This window comes from Phytohabitans kaempferiae (assembly GCF_042433955.1).
Lineage (GTDB): Bacteria > Actinomycetota > Actinomycetes > Mycobacteriales > Micromonosporaceae > Phytohabitans > Phytohabitans kaempferiae.
Window position 1 is genome coordinate 1 of the sequence record NZ_JBHLUH010000068.1, and the last position, 15,582, is coordinate 15,582.

Genomic DNA, 15,582 nt, shown 5'->3' on the forward strand with positions numbered 1-15,582 from the left:
CCAACTCCCGCAACGCCAACCACGCGCCGGCTAACGATCATGACCAAGCACTACTAGCCGGCCCGGACCAGCTCCGCGCGGCCGTCGACCAGGTGCAACTCCGCGTCACACGCGGCCGCCGCCTCGGGGTCGTGCGTCGCGAACACGACCGCCGCGCCCCGCCCGGCCTCGTGGTGCAGCAGATCGAGTACGCGCTGCCGGTTGGCCGCGTCGAGCTCGCTGGTCACCTCGTCGGCGAGCAGCACGCCACCGCCCAGCGCCAGCCCTCGCGCGATGGCCGTGCGCTGCTGCTGCCCGCCGGAGAGCTCCTCGACGAGCTGGTCTGTCTGCCCGCTCAGCCCCAGCCGCTCCAACGCCTCGGCGGTCAGCCGCCGTGCCTCGGCGGGCGAGACTCCGGTGGCGATGAGCGCGACCTGGAGGTTTTCCCCGGCGGTGAGGATCGCGGCGAGCCCGTTGTCCTGCGGCACGAGCACCACGCCACGGGCCACGGCGTGGTCGCGGTCGCGCAGCGGCTCACCGTCGATGGTCACGCTGCCCGCCACGGCCGGGAGCACGCCGGCCATCGCCGAGAGCAGCGTGGTCTTGCCCGCGCCAGAGGGCCCGGTGACGGCGAGCACACGGCCCGGCTCGGCGGCCACGGAGACATCGCGCAGGACGGGCTCGCCTCGCCCGTACGCCACCGAGAGCCCATCGACCACCACCGTCGTACCCACGGGCGTGAGACTAGTCGTTTCCGCGGGAGTCGTTAGGGTCGAGTGATGAGCTACTCGCATCGGTTCGAGTCCCTCATCGAGGCGCAGATCCGGGCAGCCCGGGAAAATGGGGAGTTCGATAACCTCCCCGGCGCCGGCAAGCCCATCCCCGGCCGGGGCGAGCCGTACGACGAGAACTGGTGGCTCAAGGAGATGATGCGGCGTGAAGACCTGGGCGAGGTCACGCTGCCGCCGTCGCTCAAGCTGGCCCGCGACGCCGAGCACCTGCGCGAGCGGGTCCGCACGCTCAAGTCCGAACAGCGCGTACGCGAGGCGGTGGCCGAGGTCAACGAGCGGATCACGGCATACCGGCGCCGCCCCACCGAGCCGTACGTCTCGGTCCGCGAACTCGACCCCGACGACCTGGTCCGCGACTGGTTACGGCAGCGGCGCGCATAGCCGGTCTGCTTCAAGAGCCAGATCTGGGCTACGACACAGCGGCAGGCTAGCTCGAAGTCATCGCGAACCACAGCGACCGAGGGCGGCGTGCCGACGCCTCACAGCATGGCCGCGAAACCTCAACGCCGACTCAGAACGACCGCGCGAAGCGGTTACGGCAGCGACGAGAGAAGTGACGCGGCGGCGGCGTACGGGTCGGTCTCGCCGGCCGCCACGCGCACGGCGGCGTCGCGCAGTGCCGTACCCGATCGGATGGAGCCCAGCCGCTCGCGGAGCGTGCCCAGCGCGATCGCCTCGACCTCCGCCTCGGCCCTCGCCTCCCGGCGGCGGCGCAGCTCGCCGTGCTCGACCAGCCAGGCGCGGTGCTTGCCGATCGCGGTGAGGATGTCGTCGATGCCCTCGCTCCGGGCGGCGACCGCGCGCACGACCTGGGGGCGCCACTGGCCGGGCGCCCGCTCGCCGAGCCCGATCATGCCCTGGATGTCGTGGTACGTGGCGTCTGCCCCGTCGCGGTCGGCCTTGTTGACCACGAAGACGTCGGCGATCTCGAGGATGCCGGCCTTCACCGCCTGGATCGCGTCGCCCATGCCGGGGGCGAGCAGCACGACCGTGGTGTCGGCGAGCGAGGCGACCTCGACCTCGGCCTGCCCGACGCCGACGGTCTCGACGAGTACGACGTCGCAGCCGGCGCCTTCGAGCACGCGCACGGCCTGGGGCGTCGCCGCCGCCAGCCCGCCGAGGTGACCGCGGCTGGACATCGAGCGGATGTAGACGCCCGGGTCGGTGGCGTGGTCCTGCATCCGCACGCGGTCGCCCAGGATCGCCCCGCCGGTGAAAGGGCTGGACGGGTCGACCGCCAGCACTCCGACCCGGTGCCCCTCCGCGCGCAGCGCCCGTACCAGCTCGTTGGTGGTGGTCGACTTGCCCACCCCGGGCGAGCCGGTCAGGCCGATGACCTGTGCCCGGCCGGAGTGCGGCGCGAGCGCGGCGGCGATCTCCGGAAGCAGCTCGTCGCCGGACTCGACCAGCGTGATCAGCCGGGCCACCGCGCGGGGGTCACCCTCGCGCGCGGCGCCCACCAGCGCGGGTACGTCGCGACTTCGCCTCACAATGCCTCCTGGCCCCGGACGCCGCCGCGGCGCGCGATCACGGGACCTTGATGATAAGCGCGTCTCCCTGGCCGCCCCCGCCACACAGCGCCGCCGCACCGGTGCCGCCGCCGCGCCGCTTGAGCTCCAGGGCCAGCGTGAGTACGAGGCGCGCGCCGGACATGCCGATCGGGTGGCCGAGCGCGATCGCGCCGCCGTTGACGTTGACGATCTCGGGGCTGACCCCGAGGTCGCGGGTCGAGGCGATGCCGACCTGGGCGAACGCCTCGTTGATCTCGATGAGGTCGAGGTCGGACGCGCTCATGCCGGCCTTGCCGAGCGCGTGCGCGATCGCGTTGGCCGGCTGGGCGTGCAGCGAGTTGTCCGGGCCGGCCACGTTGCCGTGCGCGCCGATCTCGGCGAGCCAGCTCAGCCCCAGCTCCTCCGCCTTGGCCTTGCTCATCACCACGACCGCCGCGGCACCGTCGGAGATCGGCGAGGAACTGCCCGCGGTGATCGTGCCGTCCTTGCTGAACGCCGGTCGCAGCTTGGCCAGCGACTCGACGGTGGCGTCGGGGCGGATGCCCTCGTCCTCGGCGATCACGATCGGGTCGCCCTTGCGCTGCGGCACCTCGACCGGCACGATCTCGTCGGCGAACGCGCCGTTCTTCTGCGCCGCGGCCGCCCGCTGGTGGCTGGCCACCGAAAACGCGTCCTGCTCCGCACGCGTGATGCCGTACCGCGTGCCGTGCCGCTCGGTGGACTCGCCCATCGCGATCTGGTCCCACGTGTCGGTCAGCCCGTCGACGGCCATGTGGTCCTTGACCACCACGTCGCCGTACTTGTATCCCTGCCGCTGCCCCACGAGCAGGTGCGGCGCGTTGGTCATCGACTCCATGCCGCCGGCCACCACGACGTCGAACTCACCGGCCCGGATCAGCTGGTCCGCGAGGGCGATCGCGTCGAGCCCGGAGAGGCAGACCTTGTTGATCGTCAGCGCGGGTACGTTCATCGGGATGCCGGCGTTCACCGCGGCCTGGCGGGCGGGGATCTGGCCGGCGCCGGCCTGGAGCACCTGCCCCATGATCACGTATTGCACCTGCTCTGGCGCGACCCCGGCCCGCTCCAGCGCCCCCCGGATAGCGAAGCCACCGAGCGCCGTGGCCGGGAAGTCCTTGAGGTTGCCGAGCAGGCGGCCCATCGGCGTCCGCGCGCCACTCACGATCACGGAGCTGGTCATGTTGCTCACCTTCCCGTACTACTTAACGGTAGTTCGGTCAGACTAACGCCATGAGTGAGCACGACCATGGTGAGCCCGCTGCCGACTATGTCACAACAATCGGACTGCTGCGCATCGACCACGTAGGCGTGGCGGTGTCCAACCTCGACGAGGCGATCGGCTTCTACGCCCGCGTCTTCGGCATGCGCTGTGTACACCGCGAGACCAACGAGGAGCAGGGCGTCGAGGAGGCCATGCTCGCCGTCGGCCCGGACCCCTCCGGCGGGCAGGTGCAGCTCCTGGCACCGCTCTCCTCGTCGTCCACGATCGCCAAGTTCCTGGAGCGAAACGGGCCGGGCGTGCAGCAGGTGGCGTACACCGTGACGGACGTCGAGGAGGCCAGCGCGAAGCTGCGCGAGCGCGGCATGCGGCTGCTGTACGACAAGCCGCGGCGGGGCACGGCCGGCTCGCGGATCAACTTCGTGCACCCCAAGGACGCCGGCGGGATCCTCATCGAGCTGGTCGAGCCGCCCACCGGCCCGTGAGCCGGGGTGCGGCCACTTCGCCAACTACCGCGAGGCGTGGGAGGCCAACCGGCTCGTCGCGCTCGGCCGGATCCATCCGACCGTCTCGCGCACCTATCCGCTGGAGCAGACCGGCCAGGCGGCGTACGAAGTGCACCGCAACGCGCATCAGGGGCAAGGTGGGCGTGCGCTGCCTCTCGCCGGCCGACGGTCTGGGGGTCCGCGACCCGGAGCTGCGGGCACGCCACGAGGCTGAGATCAACCGCTTCCGCGGGCAGTGATCACATCCTCCGAACAGCCAGAAAGATCGGGAGCCGCCCGCGTGGTCGCGGACGGCTCCCGTCGGTACTGCCGGACTAGTTACACCGCAGGTCGCCGACCCGTGCGGTGATGCGGTAGTCGCCGTCGATCTCGACTATCGCGTTGTCGGACCAGTTGATACCACCGCAGTCGTTGTCGGCCGGCCCGTAGCCCCACGACCCGTTGACGATGCGGTTGCCGGTGAACGTGTATCCACTGCCGTACATCCGGGCGGTGTATCCGCCACCGGCCAACAGGTTGTCGACGATAGTGGCACCTTTCGATCCATCGGAGAAGAAGATGGGCGAGGTGCCATCGACGAGGTTGCGCTGGTCGATCGTGTTGTGCCGGACGACCACATTGGACCCGCCGCCGTAGCCTTGTACCCCATCCGAGTGAAAACCGCGCTCCGCACAGATGCGGGCGTACGAGTCCTCGATGAGGATATTGTTTCCGGAGTTGCGGAACGCGTCGCCGAAGTTGCGCACAAGCACTCGACTCGCCGTGTAGTCGCGATGGCCGACCGCATACTCCTGGTCACATCCACTCGGCGCACCAAGCGTGCTGTCCGAAATGGTGAACGAGTGCGAGCGCTCGTTGTGCGAACTGCCGGCGTAACGGATGCCGCCATAAATTTCGCTATTGCGCACGACGACGTTCGGAGCCGCGACGAGCAACCGGCCGGTGATTCGCTTACCACTCACGACCTCGCCGGCCTTGGTCGCCGTGTAGCTGCCGTTGATCGTGGTCAGGGCGGTCCCGGCCGGCACGCCGGTGCAGGCGGGGCTGGGGTACGCCGGCAGCGGGCACTTCCCGCCGCCCGACGGCGGTGGCGGTGGCGGAGCCGGCGTGGTCGGCGCGGGCGTGGCCGGGCTCGGGCTGGGCTTGGTCGGGCTCTTCGTCGGCGTGGGCGCGGGTCCGTCGGTCCGCCGGTTGTTGACGGTGAACGACGCCCAGGCGTTGACCTTCTCGCCCCCGGTCAGGGTGATCTCCGCGAACACGACGTGGTTGCCATTGGACACCTTTGTCGTGTCGAACGCGTTGGCCGAGCCGTCGGAAGCGTTACCCGCGAAATCGAACGGCCGCTCCCGCTCCACACGGTGCGGCCGGCGCGACGGATCGTCGAGCCAGAATGAGACGGCGGAAATGCCTTCACCCTCGGCAGTGACGTATATCTTTCCCTCGACTTCCCTCCGGTTGAGTGGGACCACATCCTGCCGGTCGCTGCTCTCTCTGACGTAGAGCCCCAGCGCCAACTGAGCCGCGTTGGTCTTCGGCTCCTGCGCGACCGACGCGCGCGCGACGCCCACCGTGACCAACGCCGCGAGCAACGCGGCCACCGGAAGAATCACGGTAACCGGGTTTCGACGGCGCCGATGCCTCGTTCTGCCCACCCGCAGCATCCTTTCGTGCGAATGTGAAACGCCTTGACGATTCACATTCAGTCCCCAACTCCGGCGACCCGCACAAAGCCGGTCGCCGCCCGACGGCGAGTCAACGCGGGCACGCATGGCGCTGTCAACCGAGACGCGACATCGCGGCATAAAACATTAAGAGCATTTTAAGGGCAGACAGAAGCGAATCTCGATGTACACCATTCGGAAAAGCAGACTAACGACGAGTAACCAGTCGCAGGCCGGTAATGATGTCCAGGCCCGGACCGACAGGACGCGATCGGACACTGTCAGCCACGAGGACCACAGCACATTTCGGTGCTTACTGGGTCAAGTTGACCTTGACAAGGCGGGCGACATGAGCCTCCACGCCCTTGCGAAGCCCCCCGGTCGGTCTGCCAGTATGTCCCAATGCCCCAGCAGCAGCAGTCAAACCTCGCGTTCTTCGAAAACGCGAACTCGCAACATGACTTCACCGTCGTCCTTCGGGGATACGACCGTGGGCAGGTCGACGACTTCGTCGGCCGGCTCAGCGCCGCGCTGACCCAGTCTGAGCAGGCCCGCGGCGAGGCCGAGCAGCGTATGAACGACGCGCAGCGCCGGCTCCGCCAGGCCGAGCAGCGCCTCGGTTCGCTCGAGCAGAAGCTCACCGACACCAACAAGCAGCTCGAGGAAAACAGCCGGCCGACGCTCTCCGGCCTGGGCACTCGGGTCGAGCAGATCCTGCGCCTCGCCGAAGAGCAGGCCAACGACCACCGCGGTGAGGCCAAGCGCGAGTCGGAGGGCATCCTCTCCGCCGCGCGCCTGGAGGCGCGCGAGATCACCGACAAGGCGCGGGCCGAGGCCGCCGCCATGAAGGCGACCGCCGAGCGCGAGGCCGGCCAGGTCCGCACCGCCTCCGAGCGCGAGGCCGCCGAGGTGCGGGTGCAGGCCCGCCGCGAGGCCGACACGCTCCGCGCCGACGCCGACCGCGAGACCAAGCAGCTGCGCACAGTCACCGCCCACGAGGTCGCCGAGCTCAAGTCCACCGTGGAGCGTGAGGTCGCCACGCTGCGCGCCACCGCCGAGCGGGAGATCACCCAGCTCCGCGCGAAGGCCGCCCGCGAGGCCGAGGAGAAGCGCGCCGAGGCGACCAAGCTGCTGACCGACGCGCGCGACAAGCGCGACAAGGACCTTCAGGCGCTGGCGCTGGAGCTGGCCGAGCGCCGGGAGAAGGCGGAGCGCGAGGAGTCCGAGCGCCACGCCGCCCAGGTGGCCCAGACGCAGAAGCTGGTCGCCGAGGCCGAGGAGCGGGCCCGCGCCGCGGAAGACCGCGCCAAGGAGATCGAGCAGCGCGCCGAGGCCCGCCGCGTCGAGTCCGAGCGCAACGCCAGCGAGACCATCGACAAGGCCAAGGCCCTCGCGGAGAAGACCCTCAACGAGGCCCGCGCCGAGTCGCACCGGCTGGTCACCGAGGCGCGCACCGAGGCCGAGCTCACCACGCAGGCCGCGCGGCGCGAGGTCGAAGACCTCACCCGCCAGAAGGACGCGGTCACCGCGCAGCTCGGCCAGATGCTCTCCGGTCTCGCGGGCATCGTGCCCACGGCACCGCAGGGCGCCAAGTCGGAGGAGAAGGCCGGCAAGGGCGACGGCGAGCGCGTCAACGCGGGCGCGGCGAGCTGAGGCCACAGCCCTGATCGCTGACGGCGGTCAGGGCGTCGTGGGGCAGACGCGATGACAGGCCGCACCGGTTCGCCGGTGCGGCCTGCATTGGCGTGCCCACCCAGGGTGAAGACCCCTGCGTGAAATCCGCCGAATGGTGTGTATCCAGGCGCCGTTCAGCCGAGCGTGTGAGGATGGAGGGCATGTCGCACGGCGGAGAGCTCTTTGGTCTGGGTGATGGTGTATCGACGGAGCCGACTTTCGAATCGGCGATGCGCGGCTATGACAAACGCCAGGTAGACCGCTATGTCGCTCGCGCCGAGGGAGAGATAGCCTCCCTCGCGACCGAGCGTGAGCAGTTGTACGCGCAAATCCAGAGCCTCGCCGGCCAGGTGGAGCAGTTGCAGGCCGAAGTGGTCAATGTCCGGCGCCAAGCGGCCACGATGGACAAGATCTCCTTCCGGCATCTCGGTCCGCGCGTGGAGCACATCCTCGCGCTCGCCGAGGAGCAGGCCGACGCGATCCGAGGCAACGCCGCGCAGGAGCTGGCCGAGCAGCGGGCCGAGGCGGAGCGGGCACTGGTCGAGGCGCGGGCACGCGCGGCCGACGCGGTGCGCGACTTCGAGATCGCGCTGGCGGCCCGCCGCTCCGATGAGGAGAAGGCGACCGCCGAGCGCCGGTCGGCGGCGGACGCGGCGGTGGCCCGGGCGCAGGAGCAGGCCGAGGCGATCCTCGCCAGCGCGCGGGAGCAGGCCACCAAGATGCGCACCGAGGCGGAGACCTCGCTGGACCAGGCCCGGCAGGAGGCGCAGCGGCTAAGCGTGGAGGCAAAGCAGCACGCGGAGCGGGCCCGGGCGGAGACCGAGTCCTACATCCAGTCCACGCGGAGCAACGCGCAGCACGAGCTGACCCAGTGGCGGGCGAGCGTCGAGCAGGAGATCAACCAGCGCCAGACCGCCGCCGACAAGGAGTTCGCGCAGCGGCGCGCGGCCGCCGAGCAGGAGTTCGCGCAGTGGCGGGCCGCCGCCGAGCAGCAGGTCGCCGCGCGGGGCGCCGAGGCCGAGCGATACGTGGCCGAGCTGCGGCGCCAGGCGGAGGAGCAGGCCGCTTCGGTGCGGCACGAGGCCGAGGAGTACGCCGCGGCGGTACGCCGGAAGACCGAGGAGCAGGCGGCGACCGCCCAGGGGCACCTCGCCAGTACCCAGCGGCACCTCGCCTCGACGCAGAAGGAGACGGCCGCCGCGGGGCAGCTCCTCGCCGACGTACAGCAGCAGGTCGCGCAGGCGCAGGAGGCGCTCGCCGAGGTCAAGCAGCAGACGGTGGCGAGCCGGCAGGAGGCCGACCAGTTCCGGCGCGCCCTCACCGAGGTGCAGAGCCAGCTCGCGACCGAGCGGCAGCGGCTCAACGAGGCACAGCGCACGGCCGAGGAGGCCGAGCGGAAGGTGGTCGAGGCCAAGGCGACCGTGAAGCGCGCCAGCGAGGCCGCCGCGGAGGCGGTGGAGTCGCCCGAGGCGACGCAGGTGGTCGACACCGGGTCGGCGGTGACCCAGGTCGTGAAGACCCCAGCCGCCGAGAATGGCGACGGCAAGCCATCTGGCAGACCGGCGAAGGCTGAGCCGACGCCGGAGGTCGAGGAGGCCGCCGAGCGCGCGGAGACGCCCCAGAAGGTGGGCTGACCCCCTGGTCGTCGATCCGGCACGCGCACCGCGCCGGCCACTTCGCCGCCCCGCCGCGCGGCCGTGACGCGCGGAGGGGCCAGTGGCAGCTGAGGGATCCAGCGACGAACCCGCCGAGGGGCGCCCGGCCGAGCCCGAGCCGGAGCGCCCCGCACGCCCCGACGACCACCGGGCGGACGACCGCACGGTCACGCCGGCGGATGCTCCCGTACCGCCGCCGACCGGAAAGTTCGGCCCGCCGGGCCAGCCGCTTCGGCGCAACGCGTTCCTCACCGGGTTCGTCGGCGGGCTGGGCGTACTGCTCGCCTACGCGGCCTACCTCGCGGTCCGCAACGCCGCGGGCATCCTCCTCCTGGTCTTCATCGCGCTCTTCCTCGCCATCGGCCTCAACCCGGCGGTCGTGCGGCTGCGCCGGTGGGGCTTCCCCCGAGCCGCCGCGGTCGCCACGGTCACGCTCGGCATCCTGCTGCTGCTCTGCGGCGGGCTCTTCGCGGTCGTACCTCCGGTAATCACCGAGACCGCCCAGGTGATCGAGAACCTTCCGGGGTACATCGACCAGCTCAACAACAATCCGACGATCCGCAACCTCAACCAGCGGTACGACATCATCGGGCGCGCATCGTCCGCGGTCACCGCGGCGAACATCTCCCACGCGCTCGGCGGCGTGCTCGGTGGCGCGTCGCTGGTCTTCGGCACGGTGTTCCGGGTGCTGACCGTGCTGGTGCTGACGATCTACTTCATGGCCGCCTTCGACCGGCTCAAGGAGGCCGCCTACCAGATCGTCCCCGCCTCCCGGCGGCAGCGCGTACGGCTGATCACCGACGAGATCCTGACCAAGGTCGGCGCGTACATCGTCGGCGCGCTCGCCATCGCGCTCCTGGCCGGCACCAGCACGTTCATCTTCCTGATCATCGTGGGCGTCTCGTACCCGCTCGCGCTGGCGGTGGTGGTCGCGATCTTCGACCTGATCCCGCAGATCGGTGCGACGCTGGGCGCGGTCGTGGTGAGCCTGGTCGGCTTCGCCCACTCGCTGACCGCCGGCGTCGCCTGCGTGGTGTTCTTCATCGTCTACCAGCAGATCGAAAACTATCTGATCTATCCGAAGGTGATGCGTCGGTCGGTCCAGGTCAGCGACGTCGCCGCGATCGTGGCGGCCCTGCTCGGCGCCGCCATCTTCGGCGTCATCGGCACGCTCGTCGCGATCCCGACGGTCGCCGCGCTCCAGCTGATCCTCCGCGAGATCGTGGTACCTCGACAGCAGGAACGCTGACCGCACGCACAAGCGCACTGGCTGTGCATCCGCCCTGGCCTGACCTGTTTGGGTAACGCGAGACCCCCAAAGGTTGAGCTGCCGAGTCTATTTGGTGACAAATCATGGACAGCGAAGGCCCGTTTGGGCGAAAGTCGCAGGTCTGGACTCAGCCACGGATGAGTATGCTCTGCGACTAAGCAATTTCACGGGGCCTGACTCACCCACGTCCCTGCCCTCGGAGAGCCCATAGATGCGTAAAGATGTATTGAGCCTCGCAGCCGCAATCACGGTGAGTGTCGCCGCGATTGCACTAGTGCCTGCGTCCTCCGCCTCAGCCGCGACGGGCACCATCGGAAATACTGCTGTCGGTAGTCAGGTCGACACCGACAACACCAACTACCTAAGCGGTTCGCGGTTCACCATGGGCAGCGCGGACGGCGCCGTGACCAGCATGAGCGTCTACGTCGACCAGATCAGCTCCGCGCCAAACAACCAATTCGAAGTCGGCATCTACACCGACTCGGCAAACAAGCCCGGCACGCTTGTCGCGAAAAGCGTCACCGGCACGCTGACGGCGAACTCGTGGAACACCGTCGCTATCACCGCCGACCTGACCGCCAATGATTCCTATTGGCTCATGTACAACACGAACGGTGCGGCCGGCAACCGCAACAATATGCGGTACGGCGGTGGGGGCACGAGCACATTCAGTTCTTCCAGCACTCCTTTCGGCACCTGGCCGACCACATTCGCCTCCGCGACTAACGGTGGCGCGAACTTCTCGATCTACGCCACGTTCACGACGGACGACCCGCCGCCGCCCCCGCCGTTGTCCAACTCTGGGCCGGGCGGTCCGGTGCTCGTGATCGGTAGTTCCGCCAACCTGTTCACGACCTATTACACCGAGATCCTCAAGGCCGAGGGCATCAACTACTACCGGCTGATGGACATCGCCAACGTCTCCGCGAGCACGCTCACGAGCTACGACGTGGTGATCCTCGGCGAGATGCCACTGACCGACCCGCAGGTCTCGATGCTCAGCACCTGGGTCGACGGCGGCGGCAACCTGATCGCGATGCGGCCGGACAAGAAGCTCGCCCCGCTGCTGGGCCTCACGGCCGGCACCGACACGCTCGCCGAGGCGTACCTGCAGATCGGTAACAGCGGCCCGGGCGCCGGCATCGTGAACAGCCCGATGCAGTACCACGGCACCGCTGACCGCTACACCCTCAACGGCGCAAGCGCGGTCGCGACCCTCTACAGCAACCCCACGACAGCCACGTCGAACCCCGCGGTGAGCCTGCGGTCGGTGGGTTCGCAGGGCGGCCAGGCGGCCGCGTTCACCTTCGATCTGGCCCGCTCGATCGTGCTGACCCGGCAGGGCAACGTCGCCTGGTCCGGTGAGGAGCGTGACGGCGTCGACGGCTACCAGGCGCACGAGATGTTCATCGGCGGACCCAGCGGCGTGCCCGACTGGAACACCGTCGAGCAGCGCCTCATCCCGATCGCCGACGAGCAGCAGCGACTTCTCGCCAACATGATTCTCCAGATGAACGCGGACAATAAGCCGCTGCCGCGATTCTGGTACTTCCCGCGCGACGAGAAGGCCGTCATCATCATGACCGGCGACGATCACGCCGCCAATGGTGCGACCGCGGCCCGGTTCGAGCAGTACCTGGCATACAGCCCGGCCAACTGCGACGTCGACGAGTGGGAGTGCATCCGCTCCAGTTCCTATGTCTACACCGACACGCCACTCACCAACGCGCAGGCGGTTTCGTACCACAACCAGGGTTTCGAAGTCGGCCTGCACCCCAACACGAACTGCCGGCCGTGGGGCAGCCCGTCCGCATTGGACACCATCTATGAGAACCAGCTCGCGACGTGGAAGGCGAAGTACTCAGGTATTCCCGACCCGGACAGCTCCCGGACGCACTGCGTCGAGTGGGACGACTGGGCCACGAACGCGAAGACGAAGCTCGCGCACGGCATTCGGCTCGACACCGACTACTACTACTACCCGACCACCTGGGTGCAGGACCGGCCCGGCTACTTCAACGGCACCGCGCAGATCATGCGCTTCGCCGACCTGGACGGGAAGCTGATCGACGTCTGGCAGGCCACCACGCAGATGACCGACGAGTCCGGGCAGTCGTACCCGTACACGGTCAACACTCTGCTGGACAAGGCGCTCGGCCCGGACGGCTTCTACTCGGCGCTCACCGCCAACATGCACACCGACTCGGCCACCTCGCCGGAATCGAACGCGGTGGTCCAGGCCGCTCTGGCGCGTGGCGTGCCGGTGGTCTCCGGCCGGCAGATGCTGACCTGGCTCGACGACCGGGACTCCTCCGCGTTCCAGTCGTTCAACTGGAACGGCAGCGCGCTCAGCTTCACCGTCACCGGTGGCGCCAACGGGCTGCGCGGCATGATCCCGCTGACCTCGACGGCGGGCACGCTGACCAGCATCACCCGCGGCGGCAGCCCGGTCTCGTTCACCACGCAGACCATCAAGGGCATCCAGTACGCCTTCTTCACCGCCACGCCGGGCAGCTACGTCGGCACGTACACCACCGGTGACAGCGCTCGGCCGACCGTGATCTCCACCACGCCGACCGACGGCGCCACGGGAGCCTCCGCGAGTGACCCGATCACCGTCCGGTTCAGCGAACCGATGGCGGCGGGCACCATCAACACCACCAATGTGGAGTTGCGTACCAGCGGAGGCGCGCTGGTGGGTCGCACGGTGACCTACGACGCCGGCACCGAATCGGCGGTCATCACGCCGAGCGCGGCCCTGACCGCCGGCACCGGCTACACCGTCACGGTCAAGGGCAACCCGGGGGTGACCGACGTCGCCGGCAACTCGTTGCTGTCCGACCACTCCTTCTCGTTCACGACCGCCGGTGCCAGCTCCAGCCTGCTCGGCTTCGACCAGATCGGGGCGCAGGTCGACTCCGGCTCGCAGAACCACATGAACGGGTCGCGCTTCACCACCGGGTCGGCGCCGCAGACCGTCAACACCATGGCGGTCTACATGACGAGCGTCCAGGCGTCGGCCAACCAGTTCCAGCTGGCCATCTACACCGACAACAACGGCCGCCCGGATGCGCTGGTCGCCTCAAGCACCTCGGGGACGCTGGTCGCCAACTCCTGGAACACCAGGCCGGTCAGCGCCACGCTCGCCGCCAACACGCCGTACTGGCTCATGTACAACACCAACGGCGACAACAACATGAGCTACGACGTCAGTAGCAACGGCTCGGGCATCTGGTCGAGTTCGACGCAGACGTTCGGCTCGTGGCCGAGCAACTACGGCAACTCGACGCAGTCGATCGCGAAGTACTCCATCTACGCCTTCGACGCCTCCGGCGTGGACCTGCCGCCCACGGTGCAGTCCAGCACACCGGCGCACGGCTCGACCACGGCTTCGACGACCGGTCCCATCACGGTGACCTTCAGCGAGCCGATGGCGGCGGCGACCATCAACACCACCAACGTCGAGCTGCGTACCAGCGGCGACACGCTGGTCAACCGCACGGTGACGTACGACGCCGGCACGAGTTCCGCGGTGATCACGCCGAGCGCGGCGCTCAGCGCGGGCGCGACCTACACGGTGATCGTGAAGGGCAACCCCGGGGTCACCGACACGGCCGGCAACACGATGGCCGCCAACCACACCTTCAGTTTCACCACCGACAACCCCAGCGGGCCGCTCCTGGGCCACAACCAGATCGGCGTGCAGGTCGACTCGGGATCCCAGAACCACATGAACGGGTCCAAGTTCGTCACGGGCTCCACCCCGATGCCGATCACCTCGATGTCGGTGTACATGACGAGCGTCCAGGCGTCGGCCAACCAGTTCCAACTGGCGATCTACACCGACAACAACGGCTCACCCGATACCCTGGTCGCCTCCAGCGCCTCGGGCACGCTGACGCCGAACTCCTGGAACAGCCGGCCCGTGACCACCACGCTGGCGGCCAACACGGCCTACTGGCTGATGTACAACACCAATGGCGACAACAACATGAGCTACGACACCGGTACGACCGGGCAGGGCGCCTGGTCGTCGGCGCACGTACAGTTCGGCGCCTGGCCGAACACGTACGGCAATTCCAATAAAACAACCGCGAAGTTCTCCATCTACGCAAGCTGACCGAAACGACGGTGGGCCGGCTGGTCAGGAGACCGGCCGGCCCACGGTCTTTCTTGACTTGGTCGGTGACGGGCTGCGACGCTGCGGCAGTTGTCGGCGCTGATCAGGAGACTGGTGAGGAGCGCGAAGGTGCGGATCACAGTCGCCGCTGCGGGCATGCTCGCAGTTGCCCTCGTCGCCGGCTCGGCCGCCTGTGGCGGATCCGGCGAGCCGGACACGACCGCTGAGCCCTCCGTCACGGCGCAGTCGGGCCCGCCGGAGACAGCCGCCGCTGCCTCGCCGTCGCCGTCGCCCCCACCGACGGGTACCGCCCGGATGGGGCGCGCACCGGCCAGCCCGACCCCCTCGAAGTCCTCCTCCGCGCCACCGTCGCGGCCGACCGGTAAGCCCGGCCCCGACAACACCGGTGTCCCCGCGGGCACGAAGCTGAAGGTGGTGACCGGCGACCAGACGTACAGCAAGAGCAACCAGGTGCTGAGCGGGCTCGACATCCGCGGCTACGTCCGGATCACCGGCAAGAACGTGACGCTGCGCAACTCGATCGTGCGGGGCGGCGCCGAGCGCTGCAACGCCTCCGCCGTCATCTCCGTCGAGGGCAGCGCCCGCATCGAGTACACCGAGATCCGGCCCAGCAATCCCAGCCCGTGCCTCGACGGCGTGCGCGGCAGCAACATCACCATGGTCGCGGTCGACATCCACGGCGTGGTCGACGGTGTCAAGGCCGGTGACAACGTGCTCATCGAGCACTCGTACATCCACGACCTCAGCTGGTTCGCCAGCGACCCCAACCAGGGCGGCGGGTCGACCCACAACGACGCGGTCCAGTCGTTCGGCGACCGCAACATCACGCTGCGCCACAACACACTGCTGGCCGGCCGCGACGGAAACGCCGCCTGGCAGGTCACTCAGGACGACGGCGGCACGGCCACCAACCTGCGCGTGGAGAACAACTGGCTCGACGGCGGTGGCTGCACTCTGAACTTCGCGCACAAGGGCGGCCCCACGCCGATGACCGGCATCCACGTGGTCAACAACCGCTTCGGGCGCGGGTCGAGCCACAACTGCCCGATCCTGATCAGTACGCAGACCCGGCTCAGCACCAACTCCGGCAATGTCTGGATGGACACCGGCGAGCCGATCCCCCGCCCGCAGCAGCACGACTGACGCGGCTCCTGGCG

11 protein-coding genes and 1 pseudogene are annotated in these 15,582 nt (G+C 69.2%); 8 read left to right on the forward strand and 4 right to left on the reverse strand.

Translation table 11 applies throughout. The annotated features are described in order from the left end of the window. Window positions 1-53: 53 nt before the first annotated feature. Entirely contained in the window at window positions 54-713 is a 660-nt protein-coding gene (locus tag ACFFIA_RS31360) for an ATP-binding cassette domain-containing protein (RefSeq protein WP_377257751.1), read from the reverse strand. Window positions 714-758: 45 nt separating this feature from the next. Here ACFFIA_RS31360 and ACFFIA_RS31365 point away from each other — a divergent pair, with 45 nt between their 5' ends. Then, complete coding sequence (locus ACFFIA_RS31365) at window positions 759-1,151, forward strand: DnaJ family domain-containing protein (RefSeq protein WP_377257753.1); 393 nt, start codon at window positions 759-761, stop codon at window positions 1,149-1,151. Between the two features lie 152 nt (window positions 1,152-1,303). Here ACFFIA_RS31365 and meaB read toward each other — a convergent pair whose 3' ends face one another. Then, on the reverse strand, window positions 1,304-2,260 hold the full coding sequence (meaB, locus tag ACFFIA_RS31370) for a methylmalonyl Co-A mutase-associated GTPase MeaB (protein ID WP_377257755.1): 957 nt from the start codon (window positions 2,258-2,260) through the stop codon (window positions 1,304-1,306). A 37-nt stretch (window positions 2,261-2,297) separates the two neighbouring features. Next, a complete protein-coding gene (locus tag ACFFIA_RS31375) occupies window positions 2,298-3,479 on the reverse strand; it encodes an acetyl-CoA C-acetyltransferase (protein WP_377257757.1) in 1,182 nt (393 codons plus the stop codon). 50 nt (window positions 3,480-3,529) lie between these two features. Here ACFFIA_RS31375 and mce point away from each other — a divergent pair, with 50 nt between their 5' ends. After that, a complete protein-coding gene (gene mce, locus ACFFIA_RS31380) occupies window positions 3,530-4,003 on the forward strand; it encodes a methylmalonyl-CoA epimerase (RefSeq protein WP_377257759.1) in 474 nt (157 codons plus the stop codon). A gap of 13 nt (window positions 4,004-4,016) precedes the next feature. Beyond that, window positions 4,017-4,263: pseudogene (locus ACFFIA_RS31385) on the forward strand (crotonyl-CoA carboxylase/reductase); the annotation flags it as partial. 75 nt (window positions 4,264-4,338) lie between these two features. Here the strand turns inward: ACFFIA_RS31385 and ACFFIA_RS31390 are convergent. Continuing rightward, window positions 4,339-5,793, reverse strand: coding sequence for a right-handed parallel beta-helix repeat-containing protein (locus ACFFIA_RS31390; protein ID WP_377257761.1), 1,455 nt, complete (start codon window positions 5,791-5,793; stop codon window positions 4,339-4,341). A 294-nt stretch (window positions 5,794-6,087) separates the two neighbouring features. Between ACFFIA_RS31390 and ACFFIA_RS31395 the strand changes: the two genes are divergently transcribed. The 5 genes from ACFFIA_RS31395 (at window position 6,088) to ACFFIA_RS31415 (ending at window position 15,568) form a co-directional block, all read left to right on the forward strand. Next, the gene (locus ACFFIA_RS31395) at window positions 6,088-7,338 is read left to right on the forward strand and encodes a DivIVA domain-containing protein (RefSeq protein WP_377257763.1); all 1,251 of its coding nucleotides are present in this window, start codon (window positions 6,088-6,090) and stop codon (window positions 7,336-7,338) included. 338 nt (window positions 7,339-7,676) lie between these two features. Beyond that, window positions 7,677-8,993 (forward strand): coiled-coil domain-containing protein, encoded by a 1,317-nt coding sequence (locus ACFFIA_RS31400; RefSeq protein WP_377257765.1) that lies wholly within the window; start codon window positions 7,677-7,679, stop codon window positions 8,991-8,993. 82 nt (window positions 8,994-9,075) lie between these two features. Beyond that, the gene (locus ACFFIA_RS31405; protein WP_377257767.1) at window positions 9,076-10,263 is read left to right on the forward strand and encodes an AI-2E family transporter; all 1,188 of its coding nucleotides are present in this window, start codon (window positions 9,076-9,078) and stop codon (window positions 10,261-10,263) included. A 403-nt stretch (window positions 10,264-10,666) separates the two neighbouring features. Then, window positions 10,667-14,404 carry an Ig-like domain-containing protein gene (locus ACFFIA_RS31410; RefSeq protein ID WP_377257769.1) on the forward strand — a complete coding sequence of 1,246 codons (3,738 nt, stop codon included), beginning with the start codon at window positions 10,667-10,669 and terminating at the stop codon, window positions 14,402-14,404. Between the two features lie 129 nt (window positions 14,405-14,533). Beyond that, window positions 14,534-15,568 carry a hypothetical protein gene (locus ACFFIA_RS31415; RefSeq protein ID WP_377257771.1) on the forward strand — a complete coding sequence of 345 codons (1,035 nt, stop codon included), beginning with the start codon at window positions 14,534-14,536 and terminating at the stop codon, window positions 15,566-15,568. The last annotated feature ends 14 nt before the right edge of the window (window positions 15,569-15,582 follow it).